General features: G+C 71.8%; 20 protein-coding genes and 3 tRNA genes. 14 read left to right on the plus strand and 9 right to left on the minus strand.

Going from position 1 to position 18,548, the window contains the following annotated elements:
* The first annotated feature begins 30 nt into the window (after positions 1–30).
* The 9 genes from NBW76_RS05535 (at position 31) to NBW76_RS05575 (ending at position 7,198) form a co-directional block, all read left to right on the plus strand.
* Complete coding sequence (locus tag NBW76_RS05535) at positions 31–1,206, plus strand: extracellular solute-binding protein (protein WP_055964136.1); 1,176 nt, start codon at positions 31–33, stop codon at positions 1,204–1,206.
* Between the two features lies 1 nt (position 1,207).
* Positions 1,208–2,128, plus strand: a complete 921-nt coding sequence (locus NBW76_RS05540) for an ABC transporter permease (RefSeq protein ID WP_235493043.1) — start codon at positions 1,208–1,210, stop codon at positions 2,126–2,128.
* Between the two features lie 9 nt (positions 2,129–2,137).
* On the plus strand, positions 2,138–2,938 hold the full coding sequence (locus NBW76_RS05545; RefSeq protein ID WP_055964139.1) for an ABC transporter permease: 801 nt from the start codon (positions 2,138–2,140) through the stop codon (positions 2,936–2,938).
* Positions 2,939–3,054: 116 nt separating this feature from the next.
* Positions 3,055–4,401, plus strand: coding sequence for an NAD-dependent succinate-semialdehyde dehydrogenase (locus NBW76_RS05550; RefSeq protein ID WP_056555919.1), 1,347 nt, complete (start codon positions 3,055–3,057; stop codon positions 4,399–4,401).
* A 164-nt stretch (positions 4,402–4,565) separates the two neighbouring features.
* Positions 4,566–5,585, plus strand: a complete 1,020-nt coding sequence (locus NBW76_RS05555; RefSeq protein WP_056555917.1) for a quinone-dependent dihydroorotate dehydrogenase — start codon at positions 4,566–4,568, stop codon at positions 5,583–5,585.
* Positions 5,586–5,659: 74 nt separating this feature from the next.
* Positions 5,660–5,732: transfer RNA gene (locus NBW76_RS05560), tRNA-Thr, on the plus strand.
* Between the two features lie 29 nt (positions 5,733–5,761).
* Positions 5,762–5,835: transfer RNA gene (locus NBW76_RS05565), tRNA-Met, on the plus strand.
* Positions 5,836–5,886: 51 nt separating this feature from the next.
* Positions 5,887–6,057, plus strand: a complete 171-nt coding sequence (gene rpmG / locus NBW76_RS05570; RefSeq protein ID WP_055964149.1) for a 50S ribosomal protein L33 — start codon at positions 5,887–5,889, stop codon at positions 6,055–6,057.
* Positions 6,058–6,172: 115 nt separating this feature from the next.
* Positions 6,173–7,198 carry a UDP-N-acetylmuramate dehydrogenase gene (locus NBW76_RS05575; protein ID WP_055964152.1) on the plus strand — a complete coding sequence of 342 codons (1,026 nt, stop codon included), beginning with the start codon at positions 6,173–6,175 and terminating at the stop codon, positions 7,196–7,198.
* A 35-nt stretch (positions 7,199–7,233) separates the two neighbouring features.
* Here the strand turns inward: NBW76_RS05575 and NBW76_RS05580 are convergent, their stop codons facing one another.
* From NBW76_RS05580 to NBW76_RS05595, 4 genes are all read right to left on the minus strand, one after another.
* Positions 7,234–7,560, minus strand: a complete 327-nt coding sequence (locus NBW76_RS05580; protein WP_156364857.1) for a DUF4190 domain-containing protein — start codon at positions 7,558–7,560, stop codon at positions 7,234–7,236.
* Positions 7,557–8,567, minus strand: coding sequence for an adenosine deaminase (locus NBW76_RS05585; protein WP_082480234.1), 1,011 nt, complete (start codon positions 8,565–8,567; stop codon positions 7,557–7,559). Before NBW76_RS05585 ends, NBW76_RS05580 begins: the two co-directional genes overlap by 4 nt.
* Entirely contained in the window at positions 8,564–9,061 is a 498-nt protein-coding gene (locus NBW76_RS05590; RefSeq protein WP_156364856.1) for a hypothetical protein, read from the minus strand. Before NBW76_RS05590 ends, NBW76_RS05585 begins: the two co-directional genes overlap by 4 nt.
* 81 nt (positions 9,062–9,142) lie before the next feature.
* Positions 9,143–10,516, minus strand: a complete 1,374-nt coding sequence (locus tag NBW76_RS05595) for an NAD-dependent malic enzyme (protein ID WP_235493042.1) — start codon at positions 10,514–10,516, stop codon at positions 9,143–9,145.
* Between the two features lie 416 nt (positions 10,517–10,932).
* On the opposite strand from NBW76_RS05595, the gene NBW76_RS05600 reads away from it, so the two are divergent.
* The 5 genes from NBW76_RS05600 to rplA all read left to right on the plus strand — a co-directional run bounded on the left by NBW76_RS05600 (position 10,933) and on the right by rplA (position 13,449).
* Positions 10,933–11,008: transfer RNA gene (locus NBW76_RS05600), tRNA-Trp, on the plus strand.
* 54 nt (positions 11,009–11,062) lie between these two features.
* A complete protein-coding gene (gene secE, locus NBW76_RS05605; RefSeq protein ID WP_055964164.1) occupies positions 11,063–11,284 on the plus strand; it encodes a preprotein translocase subunit SecE in 222 nt (73 codons plus the stop codon).
* Positions 11,285–11,300: 16 nt separating this feature from the next.
* Entirely contained in the window at positions 11,301–12,170 is an 870-nt protein-coding gene (gene nusG / locus NBW76_RS05610) for a transcription termination/antitermination protein NusG (RefSeq protein ID WP_082482008.1), read from the plus strand.
* A 50-nt stretch (positions 12,171–12,220) separates the two neighbouring features.
* Positions 12,221–12,649, plus strand: a complete 429-nt coding sequence (gene rplK, locus NBW76_RS05615) for a 50S ribosomal protein L11 (RefSeq protein ID WP_055964170.1) — start codon at positions 12,221–12,223, stop codon at positions 12,647–12,649.
* 83 nt (positions 12,650–12,732) lie between these two features.
* Complete coding sequence (gene rplA / locus NBW76_RS05620; RefSeq protein WP_055964173.1) at positions 12,733–13,449, plus strand: 50S ribosomal protein L1; 717 nt, start codon at positions 12,733–12,735, stop codon at positions 13,447–13,449.
* A gap of 69 nt (positions 13,450–13,518) precedes the next feature.
* On the opposite strand, the gene NBW76_RS05625 is transcribed toward rplA, so the two are convergent.
* From NBW76_RS05625 to NBW76_RS05645, 5 genes are all read right to left on the minus strand, one after another.
* Positions 13,519–14,724, minus strand: coding sequence for a HAMP domain-containing sensor histidine kinase (locus NBW76_RS05625; RefSeq protein WP_056555911.1), 1,206 nt, complete (start codon positions 14,722–14,724; stop codon positions 13,519–13,521).
* On the minus strand, positions 14,717–15,439 hold the full coding sequence (locus NBW76_RS05630) for a response regulator transcription factor (protein WP_056555893.1): 723 nt from the start codon (positions 15,437–15,439) through the stop codon (positions 14,717–14,719). The genes NBW76_RS05625 and NBW76_RS05630 overlap by 8 nt, the downstream gene beginning before the upstream one ends.
* Positions 15,429–15,806 (minus strand): hypothetical protein, encoded by a 378-nt coding sequence (locus NBW76_RS05635; protein WP_055964182.1) that lies wholly within the window; start codon positions 15,804–15,806, stop codon positions 15,429–15,431. The genes NBW76_RS05630 and NBW76_RS05635 overlap by 11 nt, the downstream gene beginning before the upstream one ends.
* A complete protein-coding gene (locus tag NBW76_RS05640; protein ID WP_156364855.1) occupies positions 15,806–17,647 on the minus strand; it encodes an Ig-like domain-containing protein in 1,842 nt (613 codons plus the stop codon). Before NBW76_RS05640 ends, NBW76_RS05635 begins: the two co-directional genes overlap by 1 nt.
* A 70-nt stretch (positions 17,648–17,717) precedes the next feature.
* Positions 17,718–18,374, minus strand: coding sequence for a signal peptidase I (locus NBW76_RS05645; protein ID WP_056555888.1), 657 nt, complete (start codon positions 18,372–18,374; stop codon positions 17,718–17,720).
* Positions 18,375–18,548: the final 174 nt, after the last annotated feature.

An 18,548-nucleotide genomic window follows, 5' to 3' on the forward strand; every position in this document is an offset into this window, starting at 1 on the left:
CCACACCCACAGAAGAGAACGGAATCCGAGATGATCCCCACGACCAGGAGAGGCCGCGTCGGCGCCATCGCCGCCGCCGTCACCTGCAGCCTCGCTCTCGCCGCCTGTGGCGGGGGCTCCGACGACGACGCCGCCACGGGTGCACCCACGAAGCTCGGCAAGACCGAGGGCCAGGTCTCGATCCTGGCGTGGCCCGGCTACGTCGAGGACGGCAGCAACGACCCCGACGCCGACTGGGTCACCTCCTTCGAGGAGGAGACCGGCTGCAAGGTCACGAGCAAGGTCTACGGCACGTCCGACGAGGCGTTCAACCTCGCCAAGTCCGGCGACTACGACGTCGTCGCCGCGTCCGGCGACCTCACGCTGCGCATGATCGCCGCCAAGGCGGCCGCCGAGGTCAACACCGACCTGGTGCCGAACTACGAGAAGGTCTTCGACTTCCTGAAGGACCAGGAGTGGAACACCGTCGACGGCAAGAACTACGGCGTCCCGCACGGCTACGGCGCCAACCTGCTCATGTACAACGCCGACGTCGTGAAGGACGAGCCGACGTCGTGGGACGTCGTGTTCGACAAGTCCTCGCAGTACAAGGGCAAGGTCACGGCCTACGACTCGCCGATCTACATCGCCGACGCCGCCATGTACCTCATGTCGACGCAGCCGGAGCTGAAGATCGAGAACCCCTACGCCCTCGACGAGAAGCAGCTGGCCGCCGCGGTCGACCTGCTCAAGGGCCAGCGCACCAACGTCGGCGAGTACTGGTCGGACTACCTCAAGGAGGCCTCGGCCTTCAAGACCGGCGACTCCGTGGTGGGCACCACCTGGCAGGTCATCGCGAACACGATCGACCAGGACAACGTGAAGGTCACGGTGCCGAAGGAGGGCGTCACGGGCTGGAACGACACCTGGATGATCGCCGCCAAGGCCAAGAACCCCAACTGCGCCTACAAGTGGCTCGACCACATCGAGGACCCGAAGACCAACGCGCAGGCCACCGAGTACTTCGGCGAGTCGCCGAACAGCGAGGAGGCGTGCGACTTCGCGAGCGAGGGCTTCTGCGAGACGTACCACGCCGGCGACAAGGCCTACTCGGACAAGATCTGGTACTGGCGCACGCCGATCGCCGAGTGCCTCGACGGCCGCACGGACGTCGAGTGCACCGACTACTCGGACTGGACCAAGGCCTGGACCGAGATCAAGGGCTGACGTGACCCAGTCGACCACGTCCGAGGTGGCCGTCCCGTCCCTGTCCGGGACCGGGGCGGCCACCCGCCGGGCCTCCTCCTTCCTCGCCACGCGGCCGCGGCTGAGGCTCGGGCTGTTCCTGACCGCGCCGCTGACGTGGCTCGTGCTCGTCTACGTGGTGGCGCTCTCGGCGCTGCTCGTGACGGCGCTGTGGTCGGTCGACAGCTTCACCGGTGAGATCGACCGCGGCCTCACCCTCGACAACCTGCGCGAGGTCGTCACCAACTCGCTCTACCGCACGGTCACGCTGCGCACGCTCGGTGTCGCGGCGCTGGTGACGGTCGTCGACGTCGCGATCGCGCTGCCGATCGCCTTCTACATGGCCAAGGTCGCGTCGCCGCGTGCCCGGCGTCTGCTGGTGGTCGCGGTCCTCACGCCGCTGTGGGCGAGCTACCTCGTCAAGGCGTTCGCCTGGCGGTCGCTGCTCAGCGAGGGCGGGCTCGTCGACTGGGTGCTGAACCCGTTCGGCGGCCAGACGCCCGGCTACGGGCTGACCGCCGTCGTGCTCACGCAGGCCTACATCTGGCTGCCGTACGTGATCCTGCCGATCTTCGCCGGCATGGAGCGCGTCCCCGACTCGATGCTCGAGGCTGCGGGCGACCTCGGCGCGTCGGCGGGCACCACCGTCCGGACCGTCGTGATGCCGCTGCTGCTGCCCTCGGTCGCCGCGGGCTCGATCTTCAGCTTCTCCCTCACGCTGGGCGACTACATCAGCGTCAACATCGTGGGCGGTGCCAACCAGATGCTCGGCAACCTCGTCTACACGAACGTCGGCGCGGCCAACAACCTGCCGCTCGCCGCCGCGATCGCCCTCATCCCCATCGTCGTCATGCTCGGGTACCTCGCGGCGGTCCGCCGCACGGGCGCCCTGGACACCCTCTAGGAGCGCGTCGTGACCCTCAGTCCTCTCGCGCGACGTCTGCTGCTCGGCGTCACCGGCCTCGTGCTGGTGCTCATGTACGCGCCGCTGCTGGTCGTGGTGGCCAACTCCTTCAACCCCGACCCGTCGATGACGTGGCCGCCCGAGGGGTTCACCACCCAGTGGTGGGTGCGCGCGTTCCACAGCGCGGGCGCCCGCGACGCGGTGCTCACGAGCGTGCAGGTGGCGCTCGCCTCGACCGCCGTGGCGCTGCTGCTCGGCACGCTCATGGCCTTCGCGCTGCAGCGGTTCGCGTTCTTCGGGCGCAACACGGTGAACCTGCTCGTGATCCTGCCGATCGCCCTGCCCGGCATCGTCACCGGCGTGGCGCTGAACAACGCCTTCCGCGGGATCCTGGCCATCGAGCTGGGCGTGGCCACGCTGATCGTCGCGCACGCCACCTTCTGCATCGTCACGGTGTTCAACAACGTCATCGCCCGGCTGCGCCGCATGGGCGGCAACCTGGAGGAGGCCTCGGCCGACTTGGGCGCGGGCCTCTGGACGACGTTCCGACTCGTCACGTTCCCGCAGCTGCGCTCGGCGCTGCTCGCCGGTGGTCTCCTCGCCTTCGCGCTGAGCTTCGACGAGATCATCGTGACCACCTTCACGGCCGGGCCCGGCACCACGACCCTGCCGATCTGGATCCTCAACAACCTGTTCCGTCCCAACCAGGCGCCGGTGGTCGCGGTCGTGGCCGTGGTGCTGATCGTCGTCTCCGTGGTGCCGATCTGGATCGCGCAGCGCATCGCCGGCGAGGCGGAGACGGTTCGATGAGCGGCGCACCCGTGCCGCCGCTCGTCGCCGGGCCGAGGACCCGCGCACCGCGTAACGTCGGACTCCCGACCTCACGACCAGCCACCACCCTCCGCCCCTGATCGAAGGAGCCCCCGATGAGCCTCTACGCCGTCACGAACCCCGCCACCGGCGAGGTCGTCCAGGAGTACCCCACCGCCAGCGACGCCGACGTCGAGAACGCGGTCACGGCCGCGGACGAGGCGTTCCGCACGTGGTCGCGGTCCTCCACCGTGGCCGAGCGGGCCGAGCTGGTGCGCCGCGTCGGCGCGCTGCACCACGAGCGTCGCAACGAGCTGGCCGCCATCATCCAGCGCGAGATGGGCAAGCCGCTCGAGGAGTGCCTGGGCGAGGTCGACTTCTGCACCGCCATCTACGACTTCTACGCCGACAACGCCGCGGCGTTCATGGCCGACGAGCCGCTCGAGCTGCTCGAGGGCGAGGGATCGGCCGTCGTGAAGCGCACGGCCGTGGGCGTGCTGCTCGGCATCATGCCGTGGAACTTCCCGTACTACCAGATCGCACGCTTCGCGGGCCCCAACCTCGCGACCGGCAACACCATCGTCCTCAAGCACGCACCGCAGTGCCCCGAGTCCGCCGCGGCGCTCGAGCGGATCTTCCTCGACGCCGGCTTCCCCGAGGGTGCCTACGTCAACGTCTACGCCACGAACGAGCAGGTCGCCGACGTCATCGCCGACCCGCGGGTCCAGGGCGTCTCGCTCACCGGGTCCGAGCGCGCCGGTGCGGCCGTGGCCGAGATCGCTGGTCGCCACCTCAAGAAGGTCGTCCTCGAGCTCGGCGGGTCCGACCCGTTCGTGGTGCTGGGCAGCTCCGACCTCGACGACACGGTCGACAAGGCCGTGGCGGCGCGGCTCGACAACACCGGCCAGGCCTGCAACGCGGGCAAGCGGTTCATCGTCGTCGAGGACCTCTACGACTCGTTCGTCGAGAAGTTCACCGCCAAGATGCTCGCGGCCGCCGAGGGCATCGCGCCGCTGTCGTCCGTCGCCGCGGCCGAGCGGCTGGCCGACCAGGTGGAGCGTGCCGTCGAGCAGGGCGCGCACCTGGAGAGCGCGGGGGAGCGCGACGGCGCCCACTTCCCGCCCGGCGTGCTCACGGGCGTGAAGCCCGGTGACGACGCCTTCCACGAGGAGCTGTTCGGCCCGGTGGGCATCGTGTTCAAGGTCGGGTCGGAGGAGGAGGCCGTGGAGCTCGCGAACGACACCCCGTTCGGTCTCGGCTCCTACGTGTTCACCGACGACGCCGACCAGGCCCAGCGGGTGGCCGACCGCATCGAGGCCGGCATGGTCTTCGTCAACGGCGTCGGCGCCGAGGGTGCCGAGCTGCCCTTCGGCGGCGTCAAGCGGTCCGGGTTCGGCCGCGAGCTCGGACGCTTCGGCATGGACGAGTTCGTCAACAAGAAGCTCATCCGCACGGTCGGCTGAGCGCCGCACCTCGACGAGGTGCCCGGTCCCGCGTCATGACCGGGGTCCTGCTCCGTCCCAGTAGGTGCCGGTCCCGCTCGGCAACAGGGCGGGCGGGGCCGGCACCCCGGGCCACGGCAGCGTCGCCGCGATGGGCGTGATCGGCCCGGACTAGGCTGGCGGCCGTGGCCTACGACGCGCTGTTCTCGACGGTCTTCGCCCGCATGGACCCCGAGGTCGCGCACGAGCAGGCGTTCCGGGCGATCCGGCTCGGGGGTCGCCTCGCCGCTCCGCTGACGTCGGTGCCCCCGGCGCCCCGCACCGTGATGGGGGTGGAGTTCCCGAACGCGTTCGGGCTGGCGGCGGGCTTCGACAAGAACGCCCGCGCCGTCCCGGGCCTGCTGGGGCTGGGCTTCGGGCACGTCGAGGTCGGGACGGTCACGGCGCGCCCGCAGCCGGGGAACCCACGGCCGCGCCTGTTCCGGCTGCTCGAGGACGAGGCGATCGTGAACCGGATGGGGTTCAACAACGACGGTGCGGCCGTGGTGGCGTCCCGCCTGCACCGGCTGCGCCGCACCCGTGCGGGTGCCGACGCGGTGATCGGCGTCAACATCGGCAAGACGAAGGTCGTGCCGGCGGCCGAGGCCGTGGCCGACTACGTGGAGAGCGCCCGCCTGCTCGCCCCCTACGCGAGCTACCTCGTGGTCAACGTCTCGAGCCCGAACACCCCGGGCCTGCGCGACCTGCAGGCCGTCGACTCGCTCCGGCCCATCCTCGAGGCCGTGGGCGACGTCACCGCCCGAGAGGGCGTTCCTCTGGTGGTCAAGATCGCGCCGGACCTCGCCGACGCCGACGTCGACGCGGTGGCCGACCTGGCTCTCGAGCTAGGGCTGGACGGCATCAGCGCCACCAACACGACGATCGCGCGCCCGGACTCGTTGCGCACGCCCCGGGCGACGGTCGACGCCGCGGGTGCCGGGGGCCTCTCCGGGCCGGTGCTCGCCGACCGGTCCACGGAGGTGCTGCGCCGCCTGAGGGGACGTGTGGGCGACCGGCTGGCCCTGGTCGGCGTCGGCGGCGTGACCACGCCGCAGGACGTCCGCGACCGCCTCGACGCGGGTGCGGACCTGGTGCAGGCGTACACCGGATTCGTCTACGGCGGGCCGCTGTGGCCGGCCCGTCTGGCCCGCGCTTCCAGGCTCTGAGCGACGTCGGCGGAGAAGGGGGACCCCCCGATTTCGTCCTGCGCCGACCATTGGGTACTGTTGGCTGTCGGCTTGCCCCTTTAGCTCAGTCGGCAGAGCGTTTCCATGGTAAGGAAAAGGTCTACGGTTCGATTCCGTAAAGGGGCTCTGAGAGACGGGGAGACTCGTCCCCTCGCGGCTGGGTAGCTCAGGTGGTTAGAGCACACGACTCATAATCGTGGTGTCGCGGGTTCGAGTCCCGCCCCAGCTACCGAAGACCGCACGTGCACGGCATCACCCCCAGACCAGAAGAGGCAGACCAGTGGCGAGCAAGAGCTCCGACGTTCGACCCAAGATCACCTTGGCTTGCACCGAGTGCAAGGAGCGCAACTACATCACCAAGAAGAACCGTCGCAACGATCCCGATCGTCTCGACCTCAAGAAGTTCTGCCCGCGCTGCAAGACCCACCAGGTCCACCGCGAGACGCGCTGAGCCTCCCGCACCACCGTCACGAGACCCCCGGCCGCACGGCCGGGGGTCTCGTGCGTCCTGGTCCGGTGCGTCACCTCCTTCCCCTGACCGTGGGAGCGGGTCCTAGGCTCGACGCATGGATCTCGCGCAGCTGACCACCCTGCGCCTCGGGGGGCCGGCGCGCGACGTCGTCGAGGCCACCACCGAGCAGGAGCTCGTCGACGCGGTGCGGACGGCCGACGACGCCGGCGTCCCGCTCCTGCTGGTCGCGGGCGGGAGCAACCTCGTGGTCGGCGACGCCGGCTTCGAGGGGACCGTCGTGCTCGTGCGCACGACGGGGCGCCAGGTCGACGCCGACGCCTGCAGCGGCGCCATGGTCACCGTGCAGGCGGGGGAGTCGTGGGACGCGCTCGTCGCGGTGGCCGTCGAGTCCGGCTGGGTCGGGCTGGAGGCGCTGTCGGGCATCCCCGGGTCCGTGGGGGCCACGCCCATCCAGAACGTCGGTGCCTACGGCCAGGAGGTCGCGCAGACCATCGCCTCGGTGCGGGTCTACGACCGCGCCGAGCAGCGGGTGCGCACCCTGTTCGCCGTGGACTGCGGGTTCGGCTACCGGCACAGCCGCTTCAAGGCCGAGCCCGGCCGGTTCGTGGTGCTCGCCGTGGCGTTCCAGCTGCGTCTGGGCGACCTGTCCGCGCCCGTCGCGTACGCCGAGCTGGCCACCCGCCTGGGCGTCGACGTGGGCGACCGCGCCCCCCTGGCCGACGTCCGTGGGGCGGTGCTCGGGCTGCGGGCCGCGAAGGGCATGGTGCTCGACGCCGACGACCACGACACGTGGAGCGCGGGGTCGTTCTTCACCAACCCCGTCCTCGACGCCGACGCGGCCGGGCGTCTGCCCGAGGGGGCCCCGCGGTTCCCGCAGGCCGACGGAACCGTCAAGACGAGCGCGGCATGGCTCATCCAGGCCGCCGGGTTCGAGCGCGGTCACACGGTGGCCGGTGGGCGGGCCGCGGTCTCCTCCAAGCACACCCTGGCCCTCACGAACCGCGGCGACGCCACGGGCGAGGACCTGCTCGCCCTGGCCCGGGAGGTGCGCGACGGCGTGCGCGACGCCTTCGGCATCACCCTCGTGCCGGAACCCGTGCTCGTCGGCTGCACCCTCTGAGCCGGCCTCGCGGACGAACGGTTCGGGCGAGGGCCTCAGTACCCCGTGTCCGCGGAGAGCTGCAGGTGGGCCCGTACGGCGAAGCCCACCAGGACGAGCAGGCCGACGACGACCAGTGCCGTGGCGAGCGCGCCGAGGACCATGCCGGCCGTGGCCTGTCGGCGGCCGACCCACCGTGCAGGATCACGGTCGATCTCGCGACGCGTCGAGACCCCCAGGTGCCAGACGTACGGGCCGAGCAGGGCGGGCAGCACGAACACGGCCCCGACGAGGGACAGCAGGCCCAGCACGTAGGCCCGGTCCGCGCCGGGGTGGACGGTGGGCGCGGGGTGGTCGAGGTCCGGCACGTCGATGCCGCTCACGACGTCCGCCACCGGTCGACGTCGGCCAGGGCCGCAGCCTTGAGGTCGTCGGGGGCGTGCGAGCGGCGCAGCGACATCGCGGCGAGGTCGGCCAGCTCGTCGTCGCTGAAGTCCTGCGCGGCCCGCAGCACGTTGTACTGACCGGCCAGCCGCGAGCCGAAGAGCAACGGGTCGTCGGCGCCGAGCGCGACGTCGACGCCGGCCTCGACGAGGGTGCGCACCGGCACCTCCTCGAGCGTGGCGTACACGCCGAGCGCCACGTTTGAGGTGGGGCACACCTCGAGGGCCACGCCGGCCTCGGCGACCCGCTCGAGCACCGCCGGGTCCTCGCTCGAGCGCACGCCGTGGCCCAGGCGGGTGGGGTGCAGGTGGTCGAGGCACTGCGCCACGTGGGCCGGGCCGCGCAGCTCACCGCCGTGGGGCACGAGCGAGAGCCCGGCCCGCTCGGCGATCGCGAAGGCCGGGGCGAAGGCGGCCGTGTCGCCCCGCCGCTCGTCGTTCGAGAGCCCGAAGCCGACCACGCCGCGTCCGGCGTACTGCCCGGCGAGGCGCGCCAGCGTGCGGGCGTCGAGGGGGTGGCGGGTGCGGTTCGCGGCCACCACGACCGCCATGCCGGTGCCCACGCGCTCTCCGGCGTCACGGGCGGCGTCGATCACGAGGTCGGTGAAGGCGGTGATGCCACCGAACCGGGCGCCGTAGCCCGACGGGTCGACCTGGATCTCGGTCCACACCGCACCGTCGCGGGCGTCGTCCTCGGCCGCCTCCAGGACCAGGCGCCGCACGTCGTCCTCCGTGCGCAGGACCGAGCGGGCCACGTCGTACAGCCGCTGGAACCGGAACCAGCCCTTCTCGTCCGTGGCCACGAGCTGGGGCGGCCACTCCTCGACGAGGGCCGGCGGCAGCCGGATGCCGTCGCGCTCGGCGAGCTCCACCAGGGTCGTGTGGCGCATCGACCCGGTGAAGTGCAGGTGCAGGTGCGCCTTGGGCAGCGTGGCGACGGACCTCACGGGGTGAGGGCCTCCGCCACGTACGAGCGGGCCCCGCGGGCCTCGAGCCCGGCCCGGACCCGCTCGATCGTGCGAGGACGCACCAGCACGTGGAACAGCATGGAGGGCACCCCGACGACGACGGCGAGGACGAACGGCCACGGCCCCTCGTCGAGGACGAACGACAGCGCCAGCGCGGCGATCAGCGGGGCCTCCGTCAGGACGAAGCGCAGGATCATCGTGGTCTGGAACGCCTGCACCGAGGCGCGCCGGGCGGCGGCCTCGTCGAGCCCGGGCTCCAGTGCGGCCACGCGGTAGCCGATCGTCTGCGCGGCGAGGAAGCCGAGGACCACGGCACCGAGGGCGGCGGCCGCGCCGACCACCGAGAGCTCACCCTGGTCGGGAGGCAGCACGAACAGGATCGCGACCAGCACGATGAGGGGCGAGGTGCCCAACGTGAGCGCGAGGACCCGCAGCGAGCGGCCGGGGGACGGGGCGGGCTGGGCGACGCTCATGGCGTCACCGTATCGGCCGGTGCCGACCCCGCGCCCGTCCACCGCCGGGTGCGTCGCGCGTGCGCCGGGTAAAGGCCGCGGCTACTGCGAGGCGCGGGCGGCACGCTCGACCGCGTCGGCCACGCGGTGGTGGACCTCCGGGTGGAAGACGCTCGGCACGATGTAGTCGGCGTTGAGCTCGTCGTCCTCGACGCACGCCGCGATGGCTTCGGCCGCCGCCAGGAGCACCGGCACGTCGATGCCGTGGCTGTGCGCGTCGAGCAGTCCGCGGAAGATCCCCGGGAACGCCAGCACGTTGTTGATCTGGTTCGGGTAGTCCGACCGACCGGTGGCCACCACGCGCGCGTGCTCGCGGGCGAGGGCCGGGTCGATCTCCGGGTCCGGGTTGGCGAGGGCGAACACCACGGCGTCGTCGGCCATCGTGGCGACGTCGGCGGCACCGAGCAGGCGTGGCGCGCTGACGCCGATGAACACGTCGGCGTCGACGAGAGCGTCCTTCAGGGTGCCCGAGACGCCACGCGGGTTGGTGTTCTCCCCGATCCAGGCGAGCGTGGGGTCGGTGTCGCCGCGCTCCGTGGAGACGATGCCGTCGACGTCGCACACGACCACGTCGCGCAGGCCTGCCCCGAGGAGCAGCCGCAGGATCGCGGTGCCGGCGGCGCCGGCACCCACCAGCACCACGCGCACGTCCTCGAGCGACTTCTCGACCACGCGCAGGGCGTTGCGCAGCGCGGCCAGCACCACGATGGCGGTGCCGTGCTGGTCGTCGTGGAAGACGGGGATGTCGAGCCGCTCGCGCAGGCGTGCCTCGATCTCGAAGCACCGCGGCGCCGAGATGTCCTCGAGGTTGATGCCGGCGAACCCGGGGGCCACGGCGGCGACGGTCTCGACGATCTGGTCCACGTCCTGGGTGTCCAGGCACAGCGGCCAGGCGTCGATGCCGCCGAAGGTCTTGAACAGGGCGGCCTTGCCCTCCATGACCGGCAGGGCTGCGTGCGGGCCGATGTTGCCGAGTCCGAGCACGGCCGAGCCGTCGGTGACCACGGCCACGCTGTTGCGCTTGATGGTCAGGCGCCGCGCGTCCTCGCGGTCGGCCGCGATCGCCTGGCAGATGCGGGCGACGCCGGGGGTGTAGACCATCGAGAGGTCGTCGCGGTTGCGCAGCGCGTGCTTGGACGCGGTCTCGATGACCCCGCCGAGGTGCATGAGGAAGGTGCGGTCGGAGACCTTCTTGACGGCGACGTCGGGGATCGCCCGCAGCCCCTCGACGATGCGGTCGGCGTGGGCGGTGTCGCCGGCGGCGATGGTCAGGTCGATGCGCAGGGCGTCGGCGCGCGACGCGGCCACGTCGAGCGCGGTCACGATGCCCCCGCTGGACTCCACCGTGGTCGTCAGGTGGCTCACGGCGGTGCCGCCGGCCGGCACCTCGAGGCGCACCGTGATGGAGTGGGACACGTTCGGGGCGGGGGACGCGCCGACGGCACTTTCGGTCGTGGAATGGCTCACGATCCTCTGTTCTACGGGACCGGACCGGTTACCCGCGAGTCGTGCACATTGAGTTCACGCCGCCCGGCGGGGGTGCCGGGCCGTGGGCGGCGGACGGTACGGCGGGGTGCCGGGCCGCAGGCGGCAGACGGCGCGGCGGGGTTGCCGGGCCGTGGGCGGCAGACGGTACGGCGGGGTGCCGGGCCGCCGGCGGCAGACGGCGCAGCGGGGGTGCCGGGCCGCAGGCGGCAGAGGGCGCCGGCGGTCGGTTCGACTCGGCCGGTGCGCACCCCTTACACTGGACGGACCGGTGAGATCTCACTCTGTTTCGTCATGCCCTCGTGTCCTGCACGCAGGACGGGGGAGACGGGCAGAAGCGCCGGTGGACGGCACTAGCTCAACTGGCAGAGCATCGGTCTCCAAAACCGAAGGTTGGGGGTTCAAGTCCCTCGTGCCGTGCCAGCACCATCACCACATCGCACCATCCAGACCAGCACGACCAACGAAGGGGACACCGTGAGCGATCGCCACGAGACGTCGGCCACGAAGGAACGGCGCACGTCGCCGTTGACCTTCTACCGGCAGGTCGTCGCGGAGCTGCGGAAGGTCGTGTGGCCCACGCGGCCGCAGGTCGTCAACTACTTCTTCGTCGTGCTCGTCTTCGTCCTGATCATGATGGCGTTCGTCGCCGGCCTGGACTACGGGTTCGGCAAGGCGATGTTCGCCGTGTTCGCGTGAACTGCAGAGGAAACCAGTGACTGAACAGTCCCCCGAGACGAGCAACGTCGAGGTCGAGGAGCTCTCCGACGTCGAGGCGTCGGACGAGTCCGCCGCGTCGATCGACGAGGCCCCCGAGGTCGAGGACGTGCCCGAGGGCGCCGACGAGACCGTCGACGCCGACCAGGCCGCCGAGGCCGAGGTCGACGCCGAGCTCGACGCCGAGCTCGACGCCGACGTCCCTGCCGACGAGGCCGGTGACGGTGAAGAGGCCGGCGAGGACGCCCCCGTCGACGCGCTCGCGGAGTTCCGCGAGCGGCTCTACAGCCAGTTCGGCGACTGGTACGTCGTGCACACCTACTCCGGCATGGAGAAGCGTGTGAAGGCGAACCTCGAGAACCGCATCACCTCGCTCAACGCCGAGGACTACATCTTCGAGATCGTCGTCCCCACCGAGGAGGTCGCCGAGATCAAGAACGGGCAGCGCAAGCTCGTCAAGCGCACCGTGCTCCCCGGCTACGTCCTGGTCCGCATGGACCTCACCGACGAGTCGTGGGGCGTCGTGCGCCACACCCCGTCGGTCACCGGCTTCGTGGGCAACTCCCACCAGCCGGTGCCCCTCAGCCTCGCCGAGGTCGAGCAGATGCTCGCCCCGGCGGTGGAGGCCGAGGTCGCCCAGCAGGCGGCCGACGCCCCCGAGCAGCAGCAGACCGCATCGTCCCCCAAGGTCGAGTTCGCCGACTTCACGACGGGTGACTCCGTCATGGTCGTCGACGGTCCGTTCGCCACGCTCCACGCGACGATCACGGAGATCAACCTCGACGCGCAGAGGGTCAAGGCCCTCGTCGAGATCTTCGGTCGCGAGACCCCGGTCGAGCTGAGCTTCACCCAGATCCAGAAGGTCTGAGCCGGCTCCTCCGGCCTGCACCACCCATCCACAGAAGGACCCGAAGAACAATGCCTCCCAAGAAGAAGGTCGCCGCACTCGTCAAGGTGCAGCTCAACGCCGGCATGGCGAACCCGGCGCCCCCCGTCGGTACCGCGCTCGGCCCGCACGGCGTGAACATCATGGAGTTCTGCAAGGCGTACAACGCCGCCACGGAGTCCATGCGCGGCAACGTCGTCCCCGTCGAGATCACGATCTACGAGGACCGCTCGTTCACGTTCGTGACCAAGACGCCGCCGGCCGCCGAGCTGATCAAGAAGGCCGCCGGTCTGTCCAAGGGCTCGTCCACGCCGCACACCGACAAGGTCGGCAAGCTCAGCAAGGACCAGATCCGCGAGATCGCCACGACCAAGCTGCCTGACCTGAACGCGAACGACCTCGACCAGGCCATGAAGATCGTCGAGGGAACCGCCCGCTCCATGGGCGTCACCACCGACTGACACACCCACCCCGACCAGCAACACGTGGCAGGGCCGGCTGGGCCCGCGAGACCACACCTGGTGCACACCGAAGGAAGCCAGACATGACACAGCACAGCAAGGCGTACCGCGCCGTCGCCGAGAAGATCGACAAGGACGCCGTCTACACCCCGCTCGAGGCCACCACGCTGGCCAAGGAGTCGGGCAGCAAGAACTACGACTCCACGGTCGACGTCTCCGTCCGCCTCGGCGTCGACCCCCGCAAGGCCGACCAGATGGTGCGCGGCACCGTCAACCTGCCCCACGGCACCGGCAAGACCGCTCGGGTCCTGGTCTTCGCGACCGGTGCCAACGCCGACGCCGCCCGTGAGGCCGGCGCCGACCACGTGGGTGCCGACGAGCTCGTCGACAAGGTCAACGAGGGCTGGCTCGACTTCGACGCCGTCGTCGCCACGCCCGACATGATGGGCAAGGTCGGCCGGCTCGGCCGCGTCCTCGGCCCGCGCAACCTGATGCCGAACCCGAAGACCGGCACGGTGACCACCGACGTCGCCAAGGCCGTCGGCGACATCAAGGGCGGCAAGGTCCAGTTCCGCGTCGACCGTCACGCCAACCTGCACTTCGTGATCGGCAAGGCCTCGTTCTCGGCCGAGCAGCTCGCCGAGAACTACGGCGCGGCCCTCGAGGAGATCCTGCGTCTCAAGCCGGCCAGCTCCAAGGGTCGGTACCTGAAGAAGATCACCGTCTCCACGACGAACGGCCCGGGTGTCCCCGTCGACACGACGCACCTGCGGAACTTCACGTCGGCCGACGAGGCCTGAGCCTCCAGCCGACACCGGACCCCCTCCGCCCCTCGGGCGGAGGGGGTCCGTGCGTCCGGGGGCGCGACCTCAGTGGTGGGGCAGGATCAGCATCACGCGTGACTGCGGTGCGTCCTGCACGGTGACGTAGCCGCCGACCGACTCGGCGGTCACGGCAGCCTCGGCCAGGCCGTCGACCCCGGCGTCGCCGTGCAGCACGCCGCTCGGCAGGCGACGTGGTCCCTGGTCGGTCACGCGCACGCGCAGCACGGTGCGCAGCGTCGACACGTCGACGGTGACGTTGCCCGTGCCGCCGTCGGTCGCCTGTGCCAGCAGGGCGTCGACGACCTGCCGCACCGGCTCGGGGGCCACCTTGGCCGGGACGGGCGCCCGCGACGTGAGGACGAGATCGCGACCCTGCTCGGACAGCCGTTCCCGCCAGCGCTCGGCGACGGTGGACGTGAGGTCCACGAGGTCCAGGGCGACCTCGTCGTCGAGGGCGTCGTCGCGACGTTCCTCGAGCAGCTCGGTGACCGCGACGCCCAGCCGGTCCACGGCGGCGATCGCGCTGGTCAGCTCCGCTGCCACCTCGGGCGGCACCTGCTTCCAGAGCGTGAGGTCCTCCAGCGAGAGGCGCAGGGCGGTGATGGGCGTGCGGAGCTCGTGCGAGGCGGTCACGGCCAGCGAGCGCTCACGCTCCAGCAGGACGTCGAGCCGGCGACCGGTGTCGCGCAGCGCACGGCCCAGCTCGTCGGCCTCCCGGACCCGGTAGCGGGGGACCGGCGTGTCGAAGCGGCCCGCCCCGATCTCGGCGGCCACGACCGAGAGCTCGCCGAAGGGCCGGGCGAAGCGTCGTGCCATCACCACCGCCACGACGCCCGCGAATGCGGCGAGCGCGAGGGAGAGCAGGACCAGCGGCAGGACTCCGGCCGACACACGGTCGGTCATCGACCGCCCGGAGAGGCCGAGGGTCACGCTCCCGCCACCGTCGACCGTCCGGGTACTGCGCGGTCCGTCGGCGGCCGTGCGCCCTGCCGCGAGGCGCTCACCGCCGGAGGTCCGGTAGACCACGCGCTCGTCGTCCCGCAGCAGGGACGCGAGGTAGTCCTGGTCGACGGTCGCTCCCGTGGTCAGCCGGGCACCCACCGCGGCCGCCACCAGGGCGGCGGTGCGATCGGCGCGCTCGCGCTCCTGGTCCTGCACGACGTCGGCCACCACGTAGGACGCCGCGACGGCGAACAGCGCGAGCACGAGCAGGGTCAGCCCGACGAAGGTCGCGACCAGGCGGTCACGCATCCGCGGCGTCGATCTCCCAGCGGAAGCCGACGCCCCGCACGGTGACGACGCGGCCCGGGGCCTCGGCGTCCTCGAGCTTCTGGCGCAGCCGGCCGATCGTGGTGTCGAGCGTCTTGGTGGAGCCGAACCAGTTCTCGTCCCACACCTCGTCCATCACGCGCTCGCGCGTGACGACGCTGCCGCCGGCGGCCTCGACCAGCGCCAGCACGTCGAACTCCTTGACCGTCAACGTGAGCTCGGAGTCGCCCACCCAGGCGCGCCGGGTGTCGCGGTCGACGCGAACCCCGCCGGTCGGGGACGACACGGGAGGCGCGGGGGCGACCTCGGGTCCTGGCCGGGCGCTGCGCCGCAGCAGTGCCCGGACCCGGGCGAGCAGCTCGGCCAGGGCGAAGGGCTTGGCGAGGTAGTCGTCCGCGCCGACGTCCAGACCGACGACGCGGTCGAGCTCTCCACCGCGGGCGGTCAGGATCATGATGCCGCCCTCGAACCCGTCCGCCCGGGCCCTCCGGCAGACCTCGAGCCCGTCGAGGTCGGGCAGGCCGAGGTCGAGCAGCACCAGGTCGACGCCGCCGACGGCCAGCCGCTCCAGGGCTTCGGTGCCGGTGGCCACGCGCTCGACCAGGTGCTCCTCGCGCTCCAGCGTGCGGATCAGGGGAGCGGCGATCTGGTCGTCGTCCTCGACGATCAAGAGAGTGTGAGACACCTCATCGAGCATAGAGGTCACCTGCGGGCGCGCGCTCCGGCTCGGGTGCCACCACCAGGGTCAGGACCGCCGCGGCCGCCAGCGCAAGTGCGACCACCGTGACGTCGACCGGGTGCGGTGTCGAGCCGGGAGGACCCACGGTGCTGGCGAGCACGACGCCCGTCACCGTCGCCAGGGCCACCGCGGTCGCAGCCACCCGCGACTCGATGCACCGGGCCGTGCCCAGGCGGGCCGCCGAGAGGAGCGCGATGGCGGCCAGGACCCCCAGCAGCACCGACGCGTACGGCTCGTGCGCGGTGGACACGGCCGCCCGTCCGAGCAGCAGCCCGAGCAGGGCCGTGCCGGCCGGCGCGAGGTGCGACGGAGCGACGCGTGCCATCAGAAGTCCCGGTCGGCGGTGCCGGTCTCGACGGCCGGGGCCGTCGAGCACTTCTGGCCGGACAGGTCGGTGGCGGCCGCGGACGGCGTCCACATCATGGTCGCTGCGGTGGTCACGGTGCGCAGGCCCGAGCCCGAGGTCACCCCACCCAGCGCGACGGTGACGACGGTACGGGTCGTGGTGCCCACGGTGACCGTGGTCGCCGTCATCGTGCCGGACCACTGGACGGTCTTGCCGCTCTTGACGTAGTCGGCCTTGAGGTTCACCGCACCGAGGTTCACGCCGGGCACGTCGATGGTGTCGTCCTTGGCGCCGCCGCCGATGGGAGAGACGTTGCCGTCGCGCAGCCGCACCGTCACCGGCCGCGCGCTGCCGTCCCATCCGGCGACGACGGAGGCGGGAGCCAGCTTCTCGCTGTAGGTCAGGATGAGCGAGTCGCCGTTGTCGAGCCGACCCAACGTGCCGCCGCCGTTGGAGGCCTGCACGTCGAGGGCCCGCAGCGGGCTGTTGTCGACGAATCGGGCACCCACGACGGCGGAGGTCGTCGTGGTGCCTCGGACGTCGACCAGCTGGGCGCGCAGGTCGTAGCTGCCGTCGCCGACGGCCTTGGTGTCGAAGGCGCAGCTGTAGGGGGCGGTCGTGTCGGTGCACACGTCGGTCCACGTGGTTCCGCCGGCCGGTGCGCGCTGGATCCGGACCGAGGTGATCCCGGCGGAGGCGTTGGCGGACGCGGTCAGGGTGACGGTGCCGGTGAGGTACTGGCCGGGGTCGGCCAGCGACACCGAGGAGACCGTGTTGTCGACGACCCGGTTGGCCACGATCGCGGAGGTCGTCTGCAGCCCGGCGGCGTCGGTGGCCACGGCGCGGAACGCATAGGTGCCGCCGGCCAGCGCCGTGGTGTCGTAGCGGCACGACCACGGGGCAGCCGCGACGGTGCACAGCGCCTTCCACGTGCCGGTGGTGCCCTGGGAGTACTGCAGCTCGACCGTCTCGACCCCGGAGCCGGCGTCGGTGGCGGTGGCCGCGAAGGTGCGCGAGCCGCTCAGCGGCGTGCCCGGGTCGGTCATCGTGACGGCGGGCCTGGTGTTGTCGACGAGGACGTCGGTCTGGACCGTCGACGCGGAGCCGGAGTAGGTGGCGCGCAGGTCGTACGTGCCGTCGGGCACCGTTGCGGTGTTCCACTGGCAGCTGGAGGCCGTGTTGATCAGCAGGAAGGCGCTGCACGCCGTCGTCCACCGGGTCGTCCCGGCCGGTGCGTACTCGAGGCGGACGGAGCCGAAGCCGATGCCCGCGTTGTAGACGGTCATCGATGCGGTCGTGGTCCCGGTCAGGACCTCGCCGAGCGGCGCCAGGACGACCGCGAAGGTGTTGGCGACGTAGGTCCGCACGACCTCGGACGTGGTGCTGTAGCCCGCCTTGTCGGTGGCGATGGCACGCAGGTCGTACGGACCGTCCGGGGTCGCGCCGCTCGCCCGGGTGTCCCAGGAGCAGGAGTAGGGGGCGGTGGCGTCCGTGCACAGCGTGACCCAGCTCGACGCGTCGGCGGGCTGGTACTGCAGGACCACCTGGGCGACGCCCGACTGCGCGTCGCTCGCGGTGGCGGCGATCGTCGTGGTGCCGTTCACGGTGCTGCCAGCCGGCTGCGTGACCGCGACGGTCGGCGGCGTCCAGTCCGACGCGGCCGTCACGGTGCCGACCGGGTTGACGGTGCGGGCCGAGAAGCTCGCCGACGAGAAGCCGGTCACGGAGAACGCGAGCGCGACCAGGACCACGACGACGCCCGCCAGCGGCGCGCGGCCCCGCAGGGGCGACGGTGCTCGGTGACGGGCGTTCATGCTCATGTCCTCAACGGTAGGGAGGTCGACTCCACGGGGACCCCACGGGAAGGTCACACGACCTCCACGGAAACGGTCAGGAGTGGACGGTCACGGGGACCGGGAGCTGGACGGGGACCAGGGGGGCGATCGGCTGGACGACCGGCTGCGCGGGCGGCTGGACGGGCGCCTCGGCGCGGTCGCGACGTCGTCCCCCGCTGCGCAGGGCGCCGACCAGCTCGACGGCACTGACGAGGGCGATGAGGCCGGCCGGCACGCCGATCACGAGCAGGCGCGTGTCCCGGTCGGCGAGCGCCACGAGCGCCCAGCCGACGTGCGGCACGTGGAACTCGACCACGGGCTGGTCCGGCGCGGTGAGCGAGAAGGACCAGGGGTCGGGCTGCGGGTTGGCGTCGCCCTGGGTGCGGAACAGGGGTGCGCCGCTCTCGGAGGTGGCGATGTCGGTGATGCGGTGCGTCACCAGGTTGGTGACGCCGCTGTCGGCCGGAGGCTGGTAGGTGATGACGTCGCCCACGGCGAGGTCGGCGACGGGGGTGGCCTTCTCGAAGGCGACCGCGCCCTTCTCGATCGAGCCGGACATGGACCCGCCGGTGATGACGTAGCGCTCGTAGCCCAGCAGGCTGGGCGCCAGGTAGGCCAGTCCGGCCACGGTCGCCACGAGCAGGAGGGAGTTGACGATGACCGGGAGGACCCGGCTCGCGCGTCGGGGGGTGCGGCGGTGCGGGATGGTCATGACGTTCTCCTTCTCCTGCTCGTGGCGGGTGGTCGTAACGTGCGGTCCCTCTCCTCGTACGGGGACCAGCACGTGTCCTGCGTCCGGCCGTGGTCCGCGAACCCAGTCAGGCGCGCGGACCACCCCTGGTGGCCGGGGGCACCCGGACGTCGGCCTCCCTCACGGCCGGCGTCC

It is taken from the genome of Aeromicrobium sp. Leaf245 (genome assembly GCF_942548115.1).
In the GTDB taxonomy this organism is placed as follows: domain Bacteria; phylum Actinomycetota; class Actinomycetes; order Propionibacteriales; family Nocardioidaceae; genus Aeromicrobium.